Here is a 16,888-nt window from a genome sequence, read left to right as displayed (position 1 = left end):
ATACCAAACAAATGCCTTAGATATACTAGATAAAGTTACTTAGCCTCCTCTTTCTTTGTAGGAGCAGCCTTGACAGCCTTCTTTCGAGTAGTGGTCGTCTTCTTTTTAGAAGCTGATTGTTTCTCACGACGAGCAGCTTCGGCTTTCTCCATCTTCTCAACCTTGGCTTGCAGACGGATGATTTCCTTTTCTTTCATCTCGATTTCTTCGCCCTGATTGTTGATTGCCGTAAGCAGACTATTCAACTCATCATTGTCTATTTCTTCGGGATAAAGCCTATTAACACGGCTGATAAAGTCGCCGAGGATGTTCATATAGTTCGTAAACGCATCGAACGGACTGGTATAAATACCGCGATCTAGTCCCACATTGCTTGGCTTGGTGGTCATAAAGCGGAAGTTATTGCTAGCCTGTAGATAATCCCAATCTTGATTTATACGCGGGTCGTTGGCTATGCGTACACGGTCGGCAACACTATAAAGTTTGTTGAAAGCCTCACGCTGCATGGGATTACCAAGCCATGGACTGACGTCACGTTCCTCATCTACCCAACTCAATGTATCGGGAACATCAAGCGCACCAACACTCTTCGTCTGTTTGAATACTTCACTCGGAGTAGAGAATGTTATATTCCGTTCCTTAGCACAAGCTGGTAAAGCCTTAAAGAATTCAAGAATATTGCTGGAAAGCGGCTGTGAAATACCAAGGGCAGAGAGCTCCATGAAGATGTTAACATTCTGTTCTTCAGCCGGAAGAGCAGCAATCTTGTTCATATACACATCTGCAAAGAGAGGATAACCATCCCAACCGGTATCACTAAACCGCAATGCGATATCATCGCTGAGTTGATAATCACGAAGCAACAACTTCAAGTTACGATTCAAAGCACAGTTATATACATAGTGCGGAGATTTCCAACCCAGCACATGTTTAGCTCCTTCCGTAATCATACCTTTAAAGCCCATACCGGCAGCTTGGACTCCAATATCATCACTATAAATCAAAGAAGAGTTACGAAGGACGGTAGGATACTTTCCAAAATATTCCTTGATTTTTTCGCATTGGCGCTTTACGTCGGTGGCAAAACACTCTTCGTTGACTAGAGAAGAAAGCCCATGAGAATAAGGTTCGGCCAAAAACTCCACACAACCGGTCTCATTCAGTTCTTGCAATTTGGCCAAAACTTGTGGGGCATGCATCTCCAATTGCTCCATTCCAACACCGGATAGCGAGAACGTCACTTTAAAATTGCCTTCATTCTCCTTTATCATACTGAGCAAAGTATCCAATGCCGGCATATAACAACGCTCAGTAAAATCATTGATGGTACGCTCGTTCTCGAAATCATCATAGTAATAATGATCTGTTCCTATATCGAAAAAACGATAACGTTTCAGATGAATAATCTGATGTATTTCAAAATATAAACATATTGTTTTCATGATCTATGGTCGTTTAAATATTTAACTATATAAATTGACAGACGCTATTTCCACCCCAAAGTACGCATATAGAGTTCGCGAATCCAAGCTCCTACACGCTCCCATGTGATTTGGTCAACTTCTCGTTTGCCTTCTTCTTTCAGATAATTGAACAGACTTTCATTCGTACATATGCTGTAAATAGAGTCGGCAAGTGCATGGATATCCCAATAATCGACCTTGATACAGTTGGTCAATATCTCGGCACAACCGCTCTGTTTAGAGATGATAGTAGGTGTTCCACACTGCATTGCCTCCAAAGGAGAGATACCAAAAGGCTCACTGACAGACGGCATGACATATACATCGCTATTCTTAAGACACTCGTAAACCTGCTTTCCGCGCATAAATCCGGGGAAATGAAAACGGTCAGAGATCCCTCGCTCTGCTGCCAAATAAATCATCTGATCCATCATATCACCCGAACCGGCCATACAGAAACGAATCTTCCGACTACGATGAAGCACCATATTAGCAGCCTCAACGAAGTATTCCGGCCCTTTTTGCATGGTTAATCGGCCTAAGAAAGTGACCACTTTCTCGCCTCCTTTATGGTCAGGACGAGGGATGGCATCATTCTCCGGACTCAAAGGATAAACGGCATTATGTACTGTAAATACCTTACGTGGATCTTGATGATACTGGTGTATGACTGTTTGACGAGTTAATTCAGACACGCACATGATGCAATCAGCATTGTCCATTCCGTCTTTCTCGATTCCATAGACTGTCGGATTAACTTTTCCACGGCTACGGTCGAAGTCGGTAGCATGCACATGTATGCACAGAGGTTTGCCACTTACTTTCTTCGCATGAATTCCCGCCGGATAAGTAAGCCAGTCATGAGCGTGTATAATATCAAACTCAACGGTACGAGCTACAACCCCCGCTATGATGGAGTAGTTATTAATCTCATCATGAAGATTAGCCGGATACCCACCTGCAAACTCTATACATCCTAAATCATTGAGATATAAATAGTTGAAATCGGCATAGAGATGGTCGCGCATTTTGAAATACATATCAGGGTTCATCACATTCCCTACCCGACTCTTTACATAATCATAATCCACGTCGCGCCATGCTACCGGTACACAGTTCATGGCTACAATATTCGCATAAGTATGGTCTTCATCACCCCAAGGCTTCGGTAAACAGAGTGTGGTCTCTATATCTCCTTGCGCATGGAGTCCTTCGGAAATACCGAAGTTGGCCGTTGCCAATCCACCATAAACGTGAGGAGGATACTCCCATCCAAACATTAATACTTTCATAGCATTCTCCTCCTATTCTTATTTAAAGTTATATTTTTCCAACAATTCCAATGTTCGCAGAATCTCAGCCACGTTCATGGCAAACGAAATAGCACCACGTCCATGGAACGGAGGATTACCATCGAAGAGTTCAGGGATTGTACCAAGGCAGTGATAAAGCATCTCATCCTCGTACCCCACCATCTGACGTTCAATAAAACTAAGGCGAGTGCGCTTATAAAGGCGAAGACATGCCTCCATATAAAAGCCTACCAACCATGGCCATGCAGTGCCTTGATGATATGCATAGTCACGCTGACTCTGCGGTCCTACGTACATTGGGTTGTATCCTCCGCTCTTGGGAGAGAGCGAACGCAAGCCCTTCGGCGTTAAAAGTTCACGTGTACAAATATCCAAAACGCTCTTCTTCTGAACCAAATCAAGCGGTGAATAATCTAGAGCTACGGCAAAAATCATATTGGGACGGACACTCCAATCTACAGTATTATCATCTACATAGTCGAACAGATAGCCATATTCATTGTAGAATACGTTAACAAACGACTCTTTACAACGCTCTGCCAAAGCCTGAAGACAAGCTACCGACTTGGCATTATTATCTAGTTCAGCCAAGGAAACTGCGAAACATAGAGCATTATACCATAACGCATTAAACTCTACTATATAGCCTGTACGAGGTACAACGGGGCTCCCATTAGCCACTGAATTCATCCAAGTGACCGGCTTTTCTTTACCATCCGTACGAAGCAGTCCATTCTCATCAAGATGCAAATTGGGATGTTTGTTACCTTCAATAAACTGGATGATAGCCTTTAGGAAGGAACCATAACGACGAAGACATGCCTCATTACCTACTTCCTTAGCATACTGTTGTATGCACCAAACGGCCCACAGAGGTACGTCAGGTTGCTCCATTTCATAGATATTTACTGTAAGCGGTTTACCAACCATAAACTCTCTCAATCCCTTTTCCGCAGTTTTCATAACCAACTCAAAGTAGTCTTGCTCTTCGATAGAGAGCGTCAGACCCGGTAATGAAATAAATGTATCACGAGCACGGCATTTAAACCAAGGATAACCGGCAAGAATATAGCGGTCGTCATTGGGCTTACGAATATGAAATTGATGGGCAGCATTGACTAAACAATGGAAGAAATTATCTCGCGGACTGCGCTCTTCCACCTCTGTCTCAAAGAGCTTCTTCAACGTTTTTGTCTTCGATTCAGAAGTAGATGCAGCAAAGACGACACTCTCCCCTTTCTTGATATTCATCTCAAAATAACCGGGAACATAGAGGTCTTCATTTGAAGCATATCCACGTTCTTGCTCCTTTGGATATTCAACACCACGGTACCAATCGGGTTGGAAGATAAATTCATTCTTTTTACTAAACTGCATATACAAATCGGGATAGCCCGCATACATGCATGTTTTGATTCCATCTTCTACCTGTTGGTAATCTCTATTCACATTTGAGTTCTCATGAGTAAACTGTCGAACACTGCGGAATGCCAAGAAAGGACGGAATCTTAACGTTGTAGCAGAATGTGCATCTACCAGCGTGTAACGTATTAATATTCGGTTCTCATAGTGCTGGAAAACCACTTCTTTTTTCAGAATGACTCCTCCAACCCTATATATTATGGTGGGAACCTTACCACAATCAAACTCACGGATGTACTTATGACCCAATGGACTATAATTATTGCCTTGATACTTATGCAGTCCAAGATTAAATTCTGCACCATGTTGGATAACCGTCACATCCATCGAAGAAAGTAGAACATGATTTTCATCATCCAACTCTGGAACCGGAATAACAAGTAAGCCATGATATTTTCGAGTATTACAATCCACTATCGTAGAGCAGGAATAAGCTCCTGAACGATTCGTACGGAGTAATTCTCGTGGCAAAGATTCTTCCAAATTAGTCATCAATGCCTTTTCAAATCGTAAATAACTCATAGTTCCGTATTAAGGTTTTAAATATTTCGATAATTATTTTCAACAACAAGAGCCTCCCGTTACGACATAAAGCACTTGTCATGACTTCAAAGTTAAACATTTCTTGCGGTAATACAAAATAAAAGAAGCGTTTTTATTGAAATTTGAAATCATTTCAAGTAGACACTTATATTTTTCCTACAAGGAAACTTATTTTCAAACATTTTTGTTAATTTTGCACATAGTTGGAACTATTTAAAAACATCCTACCATACCCAATTAATAAAAAGAGGAAGGTAAACTATGGCTTTGAAAGGTGAGATCAACAAAGAAGAAGTTGTCAAAGCGATTTCTAATTTATGGAAAGAATTGACAGACAAACAACGCATCATACTGTCTGACAACATTGAAATCCGTAAGTTTAAGAAAAACGAATTAATATATAAAGACCAAGATGGACCTACACAAATAATGTGTCTGATACATGGGAAAGTCAAGGTATATAAGGTTGGCATCGGTGGACGCAACCAAATTCTACGCGTTTTTAAGCCTATGGAGTTCTTTGGTTACCGAGCTTACTTTGCCAAAGAAGAATACAAGACGGCTGCAATGGCTTTTGAGACCACCACAGTAGCTTTCTTTCCCATGGATGTAATCATCAAGCTGATGCAAGACAATCATCACATCAGTTTTTTCTTTATTCAAAAACTTGCCGTGGAGTTAGGTTGCTCAGACGACCGTACCGTCAATCTCACCCAAAAACATATTCGAGGTAGACTTGCCGAAGCATTGATATTCCTGCAAGAAAGTTATGGGTTGGAAGAGGATGGATTTACTCTTAGCATCTATATGAGCCGAGAAGATTTGGCCAATATCTCTAATATGACAACAAGCAATGCCATTCGAACACTTTCAACCTTTGCCGATGAAAAGCTCGTTGCCATTGATGGCAAGAAGATAAAACTCATCAATTACGATGAGCTTGTCAAAATTTCAAAGATGGGTTAAGACGGTATTAGGAAATTAATAACTTCCTGTTCTACATTGATTCTAAAGGGGCCGACAGGCGTTTTCATCAATCTCCCATCTATCCCTACCATCGCATGCTGTGCTTCTAGAACTTCTATTTCCCTTGCACGATAAGGATGCACGCTTTTGTGATTTAAGAACTTACCTTTAACAAAGAGATAAAAGCCCTCTAATAATTGTGTCATCTCTGGATGATAGACTACAGATATATCTAACAGGCCATTATAAGGGACTGCATTGGGAGTCTGTCCATACCCCGTTGAATTACCCACACACACAGTCATCACTTTTCGCTTCACTTCATCGGTATTGATTTTAAGATGCATCTTATAATCAAGTCGTTGGAATATCATCAGCACAAAAGAGAATATAAACGACAATGTACGCGAACCAAACAAATGATGTGTCTGTCTTCGAAGGTTCATAATAGCAGCTATCAATCCCACATTGACACAATTTAAGAAATACCGATGACATTTCTCACCAAGTTTATTGGTGTATCGGATACATCCTAAATCAATCTTTCTAACACGTCGTGCTTTCAACCACTCTATTGTTTGGTCGTAATCAGACTCCTTAAATCCCCAGAAATGAGCAAAGTCGTTCATCAATCCATTGGGTATTAATCCCAATGTAACAGTATCGCGCACCCTCTTTTCTACTTGCATCAAGCTGTTAACAGCATCATTCAAAGCCGAATCACCACCTACAATCACAATAGTACGATAGCCATTATTGACCATCATAGAGACGAGTCGTTCAACGCTACCGGCATTCTCACTCTGTATAAAATCGTATTCTACGCCGTGATTATTCAAACTTCGCTCTATCTTCTTCCATTGTTTTGCAGAAGTACTCCACCCTTCATGCTTAGGACAAAAGAGTATTCCCCATCTATTTTCACTTACTGCCATAACTTCTTGATTATATTTATCTTATCTTCCATTGGGCTTAATGCGTCAATCCAATGAATATGTAACCCACGTCGCTCCATACCACGGAACCATGTCATTTGTCGTTTTGCAAATTGATGTATGGCAATTTCCAGCAAATGATACATTTCATCATAAGATAATCTTCCTATAATATATTCCGTTACATACTTATATTCCAATCCATAATAGATAAGAGAATCTGCATCTACCCCACTATCAAGGATAGATTTCACCTCATCTACCATTCCATTTTCCAAACGCGATTTAAGTCTATGGGATATTTTTGCTCTTCGAGCATTCCTTTCAATGTCAAGACCTACTATCAAAGAGTCTACTCCCGGCATCTCTCTTTTAGCCATAGGATGCTGTACATTGTAGGTTTCTATTTCTATTGCACGGATAGCACGTTGGCAAGAATCAACGTCAGTTGTATTATGCATAATACTTCCTGTCTGTCTCTTCAATTGCTCTAACATCGGAACAAGCTCATCCAATGTCTTTTCAGCCAACGATTTTCTCAAATATTCATTCTGTGGAACCGGCGATAATTGATAACCTTTCAATACAGACTCAATATACAATCCAGTTCCTCCACAAAGAATAGGTAGTCGTCCACGGTTCACAATACTTTGATATGACTTTCTAAAATCTTCCTGATAGCGGAATAAATTATACTTGGTACCGGGCTCACAAATATCTATTAGATGGTAAGGAATATCCCTTCCATTGACAGTATAGTCGTCTAAGTCCTTACCTGTACCTATATCCATACGCCGATATACCTGCCTACTATCAGCACTAATAATCTCTGCATTTAAATCATAAGCCAACCTAGCGGCCAAGTCAGTCTTGCCACTCGCCGTCGGACCAAGTATGGTAATCATATTGTAGGGCATATCTTTTCCATGAATTGGATTTAATGAACATACAGAGCTCTGATTCAAAATGCAAATATACTGTTTATCGCCCACAAATCCAAGAAAGCAAACAAAAAAGTCGACTATCTATCAGATAGCCGACCTTATATTTCAATTGTAATATCTTAGTGTATTACTTCAACTCTGCGAGGCACTTGATAGTACGAACCATCTGAGAAGTATAAGAGTTCTCATTGTCATACCAAGAAACTACCTGAACCTGATATGTGTCATCGTCAATCTTGCTAACCATTGTCTGAGTAGCATCGAAGAGAGAACCAAAACGCATACCGATGATATCAGAAGAAACGATCTCATCCTCTGTGTAACCGAAGCTCTCTGTAACAGCTGCCTTCATAGCTGCATTGATACCTTCCTTGGTTACATCCTTACCCTTAACAACTGCGATAAGGATAGTTGTAGAACCTGTAGGAGTTGGGATACGCTGTGCAGAACCAATCAACTTACCGTTCAACTCAGGAATTACAAGACCGATAGCCTTAGCTGCACCTGTTGAGTTAGGAACGATATTGCAAGCACCTGCACGTGAACGACGGAGGTCACCCTTGCGCTGAGGACCGTCAAGAATCATCTGGTCACCAGTGTAAGCGTGGATTGTTGACATGATACCGCTCTGGATTGGAGCATACTTGTGAAGAGCTGCAGCCATAGGAGCCAAGCAGTTTGTTGTACAAGAAGCTGCAGAGATAACAGTATCGTTAGCTGTCAGAGTCTCGTGGTTTACATTGTAAACGATTGTAGGAAGATCGTTTCCTGCTGGTGCAGAGATAACAACCTTCTTAGCACCTGCCTGAATATGAGCAGAAGCCTTAGCCTTTGATGTATAGAAACCGGTGCATTCGAGAACTACGTCTACGCCAAGCTCGCCCCAAGGAAGTTCAGCAGCGTTTGGTTTTGCATAGATAGTAATTTCCTTACCGTCTACAGTGATAGAGCCCGGAGTTACAACAGTCTTACCATCCTCAGCAAGAACAGAATCCTTAAAGTCTACAGTGTGCTTGCCTTCACCGAACTTTCCAGCGAAGCCACCCTGTGCTGTATCATACTTAAGAAGGTGAGCAAGCATCTTGGGGCTTGTAAGGTCGTTGATAGCAACAACTTCATAACCATCTGCTTCAAACATCTGACGGAATGCCAAACGACCGATACGGCCGAAACCGTTAATTGCAATTTTAATCATTTTACTTTAAATTTATTAATTAAAGGGTTAAATATCATATTTTAAAAAGTATCTCTGTCTATCCTGACGAAACCCCTTTAATCATTCTCATATCAAAAGATAACGCCATTGAGACATTTTTTCTTCTTTCCGAGTGCAAATATACAAATTTATTTCTATATTTGCAGATAATTAGAGTATTAAAATATTAAAAATCAACTCGCCACAACGGCCAAGGCTTGCAAGAAAGAATTAGACTTCCAGAGTGCAAACTCAAGGTGGCAAAATAACATTTTATCATCATAAACAAATTATTATGGGAAAGCTTTTAACCGAATTTAAAGAGTTCGCAGTAAAAGGAAATGCAGTCGATATGGCTGTCGGTGTAATCATTGGTGGTGCTTTTGGAAAAATTGTTAGCTCCATTGTAGACGATATTATCATGCCCCCTATTGGTTGGCTCATTGGTGGTGTAAACTTCACCGACCTTAAAATCACACTACCATCAATTGATATGGGCGTAGAAAAACTTGCCCCTGCAACTATCAACTATGGTAATTTTCTACAGACATTATTCAATTTCATCATCATTGCATTCTGTGTATTCTTGATAGTTAAGGGAATTAACAAACTTAACACAAAGAAAGAGGAAGAAGCACCCGCTGCCCCTGAAGTGCCGGCAGAACCTAGTAACGAGGAAAAACTCCTTGGTGAAATTCGTGATTTGTTGAAGAACAAATAATACTTCTGTTTAGAGAATGAAAATATTAGGAAATATCATTTGGTTAATATTCGGTGGCTTGGAAACAGCCATCGGATATTTTCTTTCCAGCCTAGCCTTGATGATTACAATAGTAGGAATTCCTTTCGGCATCAAGACTATTAAAATAGGAATTCTATGCTTATGGCCTTTCGGCTCACAGGTAGTAGAAAACTCTAGCATAGGCGGCTGTTTAGACCTTATCATGAATATTATTTGGATATTCATTGGTGGCATTTGGATTTGTCTTACCCATCTGTTATTCGGCGGTCTACTCTACATTACTATCCTCGGAATACCTTTTGGCAAACAACATTTCAAACTGGCACGACTTGCTTTAACTCCTTTCGGTAAAGATATTGTTTCAGAGATAGAGCTAATAACACCTCATTCAATTCATTGCAACGGCTTAACAACAATGCTGCCAAGCCTATTCAGTTTTGCTGTTAAGGCTGAACAGCAATTTTGCCAAACCGCTGCAAGAATTCATAAAAGAGAACTTTGTATCATCATAAAAAAGGGAATAAGCGCTGAGCTTACTCCCTTATATAGTCTTTCGTCAGCATATCATAGTATAATGCTTCCAATTCTCCTTGTTTCAATTGTTCTACTGAGTGGACAATCTTCCTTAACAATTCCTCGCGTTTGTACTCATCTTCGATATGACCAAAACGCGTTCTCACATTCGTCATTGCTCACTAAGTGTTATTCCCACTCGATTGTCGAAGGTGGTTTTGAAGAGATGTCGTAGCAAACACGGTTGACGCCTTTCACTTTACGAATGATTTCATTCGACACATCGGCCATAAAGTCATAAGGCAAATGTGCCCAATCGGCCGTCATAGCATCCATACTGGTCACCGCACGCAATGCAACAGGATGCTCATAGGTGCGTTCGTCGCCCATCACTCCGACACTACGAATCGTCGAAAGCAATACTGTTCCAGCCTGCCAAACCTTATCGTAGAGGCGTTCACCATCTTCACAAACATAATCGTGCATCTTTTCGATGTATATATCGTCGGCATCTTGAAGGATACGAACTTTCTCTCTGGTAATGTCACCCAATATACGTACGGCCAAACCCGGTCCCGGGAATGGGTGGCGCTTAATTAATCTTTCGGGCATACCCAGTTCATAACCTACACGACGAACCTCATCTTTGAATAGCCATTGCAACGGTTCGCAAAGCTGAAGTTTCATCTCTTTGGGCAATCCACCCACATTATGATGGCTCTTAATGGTCATACCTGTAATGCTCAAACTTTCAATCCGGTCGGGATAGATCGTGCCTTGAGCAAGCCATTTGGCGTCAGTAATCTTCTTGGCTTCGGCATTAAACACCTCAACGAAATCACGACCAATAATCTTGCGCTTCTGCTCCGGATCGGTAACACCCTCCAAATCTTTGAAGAATTTCTCACTTGCATCCACGCCAATCACGTTCAAACCAAGTCCGGAATAAGCTTCCATCACCTTATCGAACTCATTCTTGCGAAGCATTCCGTGGTCAACAAAGATACAGGTCAGATTCTTTCCTATCGCCCTATTCAGCAAAGTAGCACATACAGAAGAATCTACACCACCCGACAAGCCAAGAATAACGCGGTCGTTACCGAGTTGCTTCTTCAACTCTTCTACCGTACTTTCCACGAAAGAAGCCGCACTCCACTCCTGTTTACTGCCACAAATATCAACTACAAAATTCTTCAGCAGCGTCTTACCTTGCAAAGAATGGTATACTTCGGGATGGAACTGAACAGCCCAAATGCGCTTTTGCTCATTTGAGAATGCAGCAAACTTCACATCACCAGTAGAACCAATAATATCAAATCCTTCAGGTATGGCAGTAATAGTATCACCATGCGACATCCACACTTGCGAACCTTTATCAAATCCATGGAACAATTTAGACTCTAGATTGATGGTTTCTAGATTGGCACGACCGTACTCACGAGTACCCGCCTGCTCTACTTTTCCGCCTCCGGAATAAGAAATGAACTGCGCACCGTAGCAAATTCCCAAAACAGGATACTTACCTACGAAGTCATCCAAATTACACTTGAACGCCTCCTTATCATGTACCGAATAAGGCGAACCGCTCAGAATGACCCCTATAACCGAAGGGTCGTCTTTCGGAAACTTATTATAAGGCAAGATTTCGCAGAAGGTATCGAGTTCACGAACACGACGTCCAATCAATTGAGTCGTCTGTGAACCGAAGTCTAATATGATTATCTTCTGTTGCATAATATATATTTGATTAAATTTCTTTCAAAAACTTTTCTGCATCATGCAGAGTATCTAATTTCCCTACATCCATGAGTTTAAGATTATCTTTTACATATCCGCGGATACGATAGTCCTTACAATGACTCAAATAGAAATCAACAATACCAAACTTATCGGGCATATCGTCCATGCAAGGAAATAAAGATGGCGAGAATACATGAATACCACTGAAAGCATACATATCATAATTTGCGATTTCCAAATCTTGATATGGACTCTTCACTTCACGTGTTTCGATATTCGTCCAACCCTTTAACAAACGCGTATCATCCTGTGAAAAAAGAAAATAGCGTTTCGTCTTACGGGCACTTACAAGCAGTGTCGCATCTGAATGCAACCCTTCTTCATAGAACTTTTGCAGGTCTATATTGCTCAGAATGTCTACATTGTGTATTAAGATGGGAGCTGATAAATCAAAAAAGGGTCTAGCTTTCTTGATACCACCGCCTGTTTCCAGTAATCCACTACGCTCATCACTGATTAGAATATCCAATCCGAAGTTGTTGTTTGCAGCCAAATAATCTATGATTTGGTCGGCAAAATGATGAACGTTTACAACGATTCGAGTAAATCCAGCAGCCTTTAATTTAAGGACAACATGCTTGAGCAACGGTTCCCCTCCTACCCTTACCAATGCCTTTGGAGTGCTATCGGTAAGCGGTTTCAGGCGAGTTCCTAAGCCTGCAGCAAAAATCATAGCTTGCATCATCGTCCTTATGTCGTTTTATATCTGCAAAATTAGTCTTTTTATTTGGAATGCACAAGTTTCACATCTACATTCCACGATAGCGGAATATCATTTTCTTTCCGCCGGAAGTATTTGCTCTATATTCTGCTCACGATGGCAAATACGAACTTCTATTCCAAACTTTCGATGTAAATGTTCAGCCAAATGCTGAGCACTGTAAACGCTTCTATGCTGGCCACCCGTACATCCAAAAGAGAACATCAAGCTAGTAAAACCACGCTGTATATATCGTCTGACATGGTTATCGGCTAGTTTATAAACGCTATCCAAGAATGTAAGAATCTCCCCATCGTCCTCTAAAAAACGGATAACCGGTTCATCTAAACCTGTCAATTGCTTATAAGGCTCATAGCGTCCGGGATTATGTGTACTTCGACAGTCGAATACATAACCTCCCCCATTGCCTGTCGGGTCTTCCGGTATACCCTTTCTATAGGAGAAACTCCATATCCGTACTACCAACGGACCTTTCCCATCATACTTCGAGAAAGTTGCCGGACCATCTTGAGGATGAGCTTCATAGATTGGATGCTCTGTTATTTTATATCCATCAGCACGCGTTACGACAGGCTTTTCAGTCTCTGCAAACTGCGGTAACTCGGTCAAACGTTTCAGCATTTCCATCATATACGGATATGGAAATATGCTTGGATTCAACTTCAACAATTCTCTCAGATTCTGCATTGCGGCCGGAATAGAATCGATAAAATGTTTTTTACGCTCAAAATACCCACGGAACCCATACGCTCCAAGAACCTGAAGTGTGCGGAAAAGAACAAACAAACTAAGTCTGTCTACGAAATGACGAACCGATGGAACCTCTATATACGTCTTTAAAGATGCATAATATTCGGATACCAACTCCCTGCGTAACTTAAACGAATACTTAGCTGCTGCCTGCCACAAGAACGATGCTAAATCATAATAATAAGGTCCCTTACGGCCTCCTTGGAAATCTATGAAATGCGGATTTCCCTTATCATCCAACATGATATTGCGTGCTTGGAAATCTCGATATAAGAAACTTTCAACCTTTTCTGATGTCAAATCTTTGGCAAACATATGGAAGTTGGCCTCTAATTTTAACTCATGGAAATCTAATCCCGTAGCTTTAAGGAAGCAATATTTGAAATAATTCAAATCAAAGAGCACTCCATCTTCATTGAATTCGGGTTGGGGATAACAGTTCTCCCACTCCATTCCACGTGCACCGGCAATCTGGAAACCGGGCAATTCACGCACCGCTTTCACCAACAACTGTTTTTCTCGCTGGTTATAACGGCCATCGGCTTCCCGTCCACCTTTGATTGCATCAAAGAGAGAAACACTTCCTAAGTCACTTTGCAGGTAGCGTAACTCATCACTACTCACCGCTAAGACTGTGGGAACTGGTAATTTTTGTTTTGCAAAATGCCGTGCCATGTAGACAAAGGCATGATCCTCATCTCTGCTAGTTCCAATGACTCCTATTACCGATTGATTGTCTTTGCTCCATAAGCGAAAGTATTGTCGATTGCTCCCTGCGCCCGGTAATTTCTCCATACGAGCAGGTTCTTGACCTTTCCAAGTCTTATATAGGTCGATGAGTTTTTGCATTTCTATGTTGATTATAGCCGAACGGCATTTTCTGTTAGTTCAAGGTTTATCAAGATACAGCCTATTTTGTGCCTTTATTTTTCTTGCGTTGCTCGATAAAATACTCTATAATATACTCTAAAGCAAAAAGCAACACAAAGACACCTGCCGACATTAAGAACGAGCCAGTCAGCAATATGAGCGCCCAAGCAACAATCACATAGAGCGCTATCATCTTCCAATTTACACCTTGTCTCATATTGATTGCAAATTTACAAAATTATATTGAGATTATAATATAGTATCGTATTAAACAAAAAAAATCGGTTGTCATCACGACATCCGATTTCTAAAAACAAACTACTTAAAAACTAATCTACTAAAACAAATCAAAAAATATCTTCTTTCGGAAGTATTCCGACATTATATTTCAAATCTTTTTGCAAAGGTAGGAATATTTTGGATATGTTCAAATTAGATACGCTTAAAATCACTCATATATTTAAAAAAAATGATAAGAGGGACGATTCCTAGCAGAATCATCCCTCTTTTTTATTGTTTCCTTGCGTATTTAGCACTGTTTACATCATGCCACCCATACCCGGTTGAGCTGCCGGCATAGCGGGCTGAGGCTCAGGTTTGTCTGTCAACACGCACTCTGTTGTCAAGAACAGACCTGCAATTGAAGCAGCATTCTCTAAAGCTACGCGTGCCACCTTAGCCGGATCAACGATACCAACTTGTCGCAAATCTTCGTAAACATCCTTACGTGCATTGTAACCGAAGTCGCCCTTGCCCTCACGAACCTTGTTCACTACAACAGAACCTTCACCACCTGCATTGGCTACAATTTGGCGAAGAGGCTCTTCAATGGCACGAACTACGATATTAATACCAGTCTGTTCGTCGGCATTTTCGCCCTTCACATCCTTCAAGACTTCCTGAGCGCGGATGTAAGTAGTACCACCACCGGCTACAACACCTTCTTCAATAGCTGCACGAGTTGCACAAAGAGCATCGTCTACACGATCTTTCTTCTCTTTCATCTCAACCTCACTGTTAGCACCAACATAAAGAACAGCTACGCCACCTGACAACTTTGCCAAACGCTCCTGAAGCTTTTCCTTATCATAAGAACTCTTAGTATTCTCAATCTCATTCTTGATTTGAGCAACACGGTCGGCAATAGCTTCCTTCTGTCCACCACCATTAACAATAGTAGTATTATCCTTGCTGACAGTAACCTTCTCTGCTGAACCAAGCATTTCCAATGTAGCCTGTTCCAACTTCAAGCCCTTATCCTCACTGATAACAACACCACCGGTCAATACGGCAATATCTTCAAGCATAGCTTTGCGACGATCTCCGAAGCCGGGAGCCTTCACTGCGCAAATCTTCAAACCACCACGCAAACGGTTGACTACCAATGTTGTCAAAGCTTCTGAGTCTACATCTTCTGCTATAACCAACAAAGGACGACCGCTCTCGGCAGCAGGCTGCAATACAGGCAAGAAGTCTTTGAGATTGCTAATCTTCTTGTCATACAACAAGATATAAGGATTATCCATCACACACTCCATTTTCTCAGAGTCTGTAACAAAGTAACCTGAAAGATAACCACGGTCAAACTGCATACCTTCTACTACACCTATGTTAGTATCACGGCTCTTGCTTTCCTCTATAGTAATAACACCATCCTTAGAAACCTTGCGCATAGCATCGGCCAAAAGCTTACCGATTTCAGGATCGTTATTTGCAGATACGGTAGCAACCTGCTCTATCTTATCGTAGTTGTCGCCTACAACCTCTGCACTACCTTTAATGAATTCTACCACTTTATCAACAGCTTTGTCAATACCACGCTTCAAATCCATAGGGTTAGCACCGGCTGTTACATTCTTCAAGCCTTCGGTTACGATGGCTTGAGTAAGGATTGTGGCGGTAGTAGTACCGTCTCCGGCATCATCTCCAGTCTTACTAGCTACGCTCTTTACAAGCTGTGCACCAGTGTTCTCGAACTTGTCTTCCAACTCAATTTCCTTTGCAACGGTCACACCATCCTTTGTAATCTGAGGAGCGCCAAACTTCTTCTCAATAACAACGTTGCGTCCCTTAGGACCTAATGTTACCTTTACTGCGTCTGCTAACTGGTCTACACCCTGCTTCAAAAGGTCGCGGGCTTCTGTATTATATTTAATTATCTTTGCCATGATTATTTATATTTAAAGCGTTAGAATGATTGATTATTCCTCTACGATAGCCAAAACATCGCTTTGGCGCATCATAAGATACTTCTCAGCACCGAACTCCAATTCGGTTCCGGCATACTTTCCGTAAAGCACGATATCACCTTCTTTCAAAAGCATCTCCTCGTCCTTTGTTCCTTTACCTGTAGCTACAACCTTGCCACGCTGTGGCTTTTCTTTTGCTGTATCAGGAATAATGATTCCACCTACTTTTTCTTCTGCTGGTGCAGGAAGTACCAGTACTCTGTCTGCTAATGGTTTAACGTTCATAAAATAATATTTTAATTGTTAGATTTACTTATCTTCTATCGACAGTCATACATACTATCGATTCACCCACTACTATGCCAAAACCATGCCAAAGCGTTCCTATGACAATTCTGTCACATCCATACTGACAGATTTGACAATATCTATGAACTTGCTGCAAGGGCTTATCAGCATTGCTGTAGCGGCCTTTCAGCAAAACTGCCAAACTGAGACCTCTGCAAAACCTTCATTTATAGA

Annotated in this window: 14 protein-coding genes and 1 pseudogene; 3 read left to right on the top strand and 12 right to left on the bottom strand. The window is 41.2% G+C overall.

What is annotated here, in order from left to right; genetic code table 11:
* Positions 1 to 35 precede the first annotated feature (35 nt).
* The 3 genes from HMPREF3034_RS08055 to HMPREF3034_RS08045 are packed head-to-tail and all read right to left on the bottom strand — an operon-like array spanning position 36 to position 4,720.
* Positions 36 to 1,442, bottom strand: coding sequence for a glycoside hydrolase family 57 protein (locus HMPREF3034_RS08055; protein ID WP_036897071.1), 1,407 nt, complete (start codon positions 1,440 to 1,442; stop codon positions 36 to 38).
* 44 nt (positions 1,443 to 1,486) lie between these two features.
* Positions 1,487 to 2,755 carry a glycosyltransferase family 4 protein gene (locus HMPREF3034_RS08050; RefSeq protein WP_036897073.1) on the bottom strand — a complete coding sequence of 423 codons (1,269 nt, stop codon included), beginning with the start codon at positions 2,753 to 2,755 and terminating at the stop codon, positions 1,487 to 1,489.
* Between the two features lie 18 nt (positions 2,756 to 2,773).
* Entirely contained in the window at positions 2,774 to 4,720 is a 1,947-nt protein-coding gene (locus tag HMPREF3034_RS08045) for a glycogen debranching enzyme N-terminal domain-containing protein (protein ID WP_197421749.1), read from the bottom strand.
* Between the two features lie 282 nt (positions 4,721 to 5,002).
* On the opposite strand from HMPREF3034_RS08045, the gene HMPREF3034_RS08040 reads away from it, so the two are divergent.
* The gene (locus HMPREF3034_RS08040) at positions 5,003 to 5,707 is read left to right on the top strand and encodes a Crp/Fnr family transcriptional regulator (protein ID WP_036897078.1); all 705 of its coding nucleotides are present in this window, start codon (positions 5,003 to 5,005) and stop codon (positions 5,705 to 5,707) included.
* On the opposite strand, the gene HMPREF3034_RS08035 is transcribed toward HMPREF3034_RS08040, so the two are convergent.
* The 3 genes from HMPREF3034_RS08035 to gap all read right to left on the bottom strand — a co-directional run bounded on the left by HMPREF3034_RS08035 (position 5,704) and on the right by gap (position 8,781).
* A complete protein-coding gene (locus tag HMPREF3034_RS08035) occupies positions 5,704 to 6,642 on the bottom strand; it encodes a diacylglycerol/lipid kinase family protein (RefSeq protein WP_036897080.1) in 939 nt (312 codons plus the stop codon). The two genes, HMPREF3034_RS08040 and HMPREF3034_RS08035, sit on opposite strands and share 4 nt — an antisense overlap.
* The gene (gene miaA, locus HMPREF3034_RS08030) at positions 6,633 to 7,547 is read right to left on the bottom strand and encodes a tRNA (adenosine(37)-N6)-dimethylallyltransferase MiaA (protein WP_062434675.1); all 915 of its coding nucleotides are present in this window, start codon (positions 7,545 to 7,547) and stop codon (positions 6,633 to 6,635) included. The genes HMPREF3034_RS08035 and miaA overlap by 10 nt, the downstream gene beginning before the upstream one ends.
* Positions 7,548 to 7,713: 166 nt before the next feature.
* Entirely contained in the window at positions 7,714 to 8,781 is a 1,068-nt protein-coding gene (gene gap, locus HMPREF3034_RS08025; protein WP_036897082.1) for a type I glyceraldehyde-3-phosphate dehydrogenase, read from the bottom strand.
* Positions 8,782 to 9,076: 295 nt separating this feature from the next.
* Between gap and mscL the strand changes: the two genes are divergently transcribed.
* Together mscL and HMPREF3034_RS08015 are read left to right on the top strand one after the other, a co-directional pair.
* Positions 9,077 to 9,502, top strand: coding sequence for a large-conductance mechanosensitive channel protein MscL (gene mscL / locus HMPREF3034_RS08020; RefSeq protein WP_036897085.1), 426 nt, complete (start codon positions 9,077 to 9,079; stop codon positions 9,500 to 9,502).
* Positions 9,503 to 9,518: 16 nt separating this feature from the next.
* A pseudogene (locus HMPREF3034_RS08015) lies at positions 9,519 to 9,881 on the top strand (YccF domain-containing protein); the annotation flags it as partial.
* Between the two features lie 344 nt (positions 9,882 to 10,225).
* Here the strand turns inward: HMPREF3034_RS08015 and guaA are convergent.
* From guaA to HMPREF3034_RS07990, 6 genes are all read right to left on the bottom strand, one after another.
* On the bottom strand, positions 10,226 to 11,770 hold the full coding sequence (gene guaA / locus HMPREF3034_RS08010) for a glutamine-hydrolyzing GMP synthase (protein ID WP_036897091.1): 1,545 nt from the start codon (positions 11,768 to 11,770) through the stop codon (positions 10,226 to 10,228).
* 13 nt (positions 11,771 to 11,783) lie between these two features.
* Entirely contained in the window at positions 11,784 to 12,521 is a 738-nt protein-coding gene (locus HMPREF3034_RS08005; protein ID WP_062434658.1) for a nucleotidyltransferase family protein, read from the bottom strand.
* An 87-nt stretch (positions 12,522 to 12,608) separates the two neighbouring features.
* On the bottom strand, positions 12,609 to 14,156 hold the full coding sequence (locus tag HMPREF3034_RS08000) for a RapZ C-terminal domain-containing protein (protein ID WP_062434655.1): 1,548 nt from the start codon (positions 14,154 to 14,156) through the stop codon (positions 12,609 to 12,611).
* A gap of 61 nt (positions 14,157 to 14,217) precedes the next feature.
* Positions 14,218 to 14,394: a hypothetical protein gene (locus tag HMPREF3034_RS12635; RefSeq protein ID WP_156431079.1), complete on the bottom strand. Its 177-nt coding sequence runs from the start codon at positions 14,392 to 14,394 to the stop codon at positions 14,218 to 14,220.
* Positions 14,395 to 14,716: 322 nt separating this feature from the next.
* Positions 14,717 to 16,345, bottom strand: coding sequence for a chaperonin GroEL (gene groL, locus HMPREF3034_RS07995; RefSeq protein WP_036897097.1), 1,629 nt, complete (start codon positions 16,343 to 16,345; stop codon positions 14,717 to 14,719).
* A 33-nt stretch (positions 16,346 to 16,378) separates the two neighbouring features.
* On the bottom strand, positions 16,379 to 16,651 hold the full coding sequence (locus tag HMPREF3034_RS07990; protein ID WP_036897099.1) for a co-chaperone GroES: 273 nt from the start codon (positions 16,649 to 16,651) through the stop codon (positions 16,379 to 16,381).
* Positions 16,652 to 16,888: the final 237 nt, after the last annotated feature.

This window comes from Prevotella sp. DNF00663 (assembly GCF_001553265.1).
Lineage (GTDB): Bacteria > Bacteroidota > Bacteroidia > Bacteroidales > Bacteroidaceae > Prevotella.
Note: the sequence above shows the minus strand (reverse complement) of the source record. Positions and strands in the feature narration are given on the sequence as shown.

Bases quoted from the DNA above. Each gene is read 5' to 3' on its own strand.
- guaA (WP_036897091.1), bottom strand. From the start codon at position 11,770: ATGCAACAGAAGATAATCATATTAGACTTCGGTTCACAGACGACTCAA.
- gap (WP_036897082.1), bottom strand. From the start codon at position 8,781: ATGATTAAAATTGCAATTAACGGTTTCGGCCGTATCGGTCGTTTGGCA.
- groL (WP_036897097.1), bottom strand. From the start codon at position 16,345: ATGGCAAAGATAATTAAATATAATACAGAAGCCCGCGACCTTTTGAAG.
- HMPREF3034_RS12635 (WP_156431079.1), bottom strand. From the start codon at position 14,394: ATGAGACAAGGTGTAAATTGGAAGATGATAGCGCTCTATGTGATTGTT.
- miaA (WP_062434675.1), bottom strand. From the start codon at position 7,547: ATGATTACCATACTTGGTCCGACGGCGAGTGGCAAGACTGACTTGGCC.
- HMPREF3034_RS07990 (WP_036897099.1), bottom strand. From the start codon at position 16,651: ATGAACGTTAAACCATTAGCAGACAGAGTACTGGTACTTCCTGCACCA.
- HMPREF3034_RS08000 (WP_062434655.1), bottom strand. From the start codon at position 14,156: ATGCAAAAACTCATCGACCTATATAAGACTTGGAAAGGTCAAGAACCT.
- HMPREF3034_RS08050 (WP_036897073.1), bottom strand. From the start codon at position 2,755: ATGAAAGTATTAATGTTTGGATGGGAGTATCCTCCTCACGTTTATGGT.
- HMPREF3034_RS08035 (WP_036897080.1), bottom strand. From the start codon at position 6,642: ATGGCAGTAAGTGAAAATAGATGGGGAATACTCTTTTGTCCTAAGCAT.
- HMPREF3034_RS08055 (WP_036897071.1), bottom strand. From the start codon at position 1,442: ATGAAAACAATATGTTTATATTTTGAAATACATCAGATTATTCATCTG.
- HMPREF3034_RS08005 (WP_062434658.1), bottom strand. From the start codon at position 12,521: ATGATGCAAGCTATGATTTTTGCTGCAGGCTTAGGAACTCGCCTGAAA.
- HMPREF3034_RS08040 (WP_036897078.1), top strand. From the start codon at position 5,003: ATGGCTTTGAAAGGTGAGATCAACAAAGAAGAAGTTGTCAAAGCGATT.
- mscL (WP_036897085.1), top strand. From the start codon at position 9,077: ATGGGAAAGCTTTTAACCGAATTTAAAGAGTTCGCAGTAAAAGGAAAT.
- HMPREF3034_RS08045 (WP_197421749.1), bottom strand. From the start codon at position 4,720: ATGAGTTATTTACGATTTGAAAAGGCATTGATGACTAATTTGGAAGAA.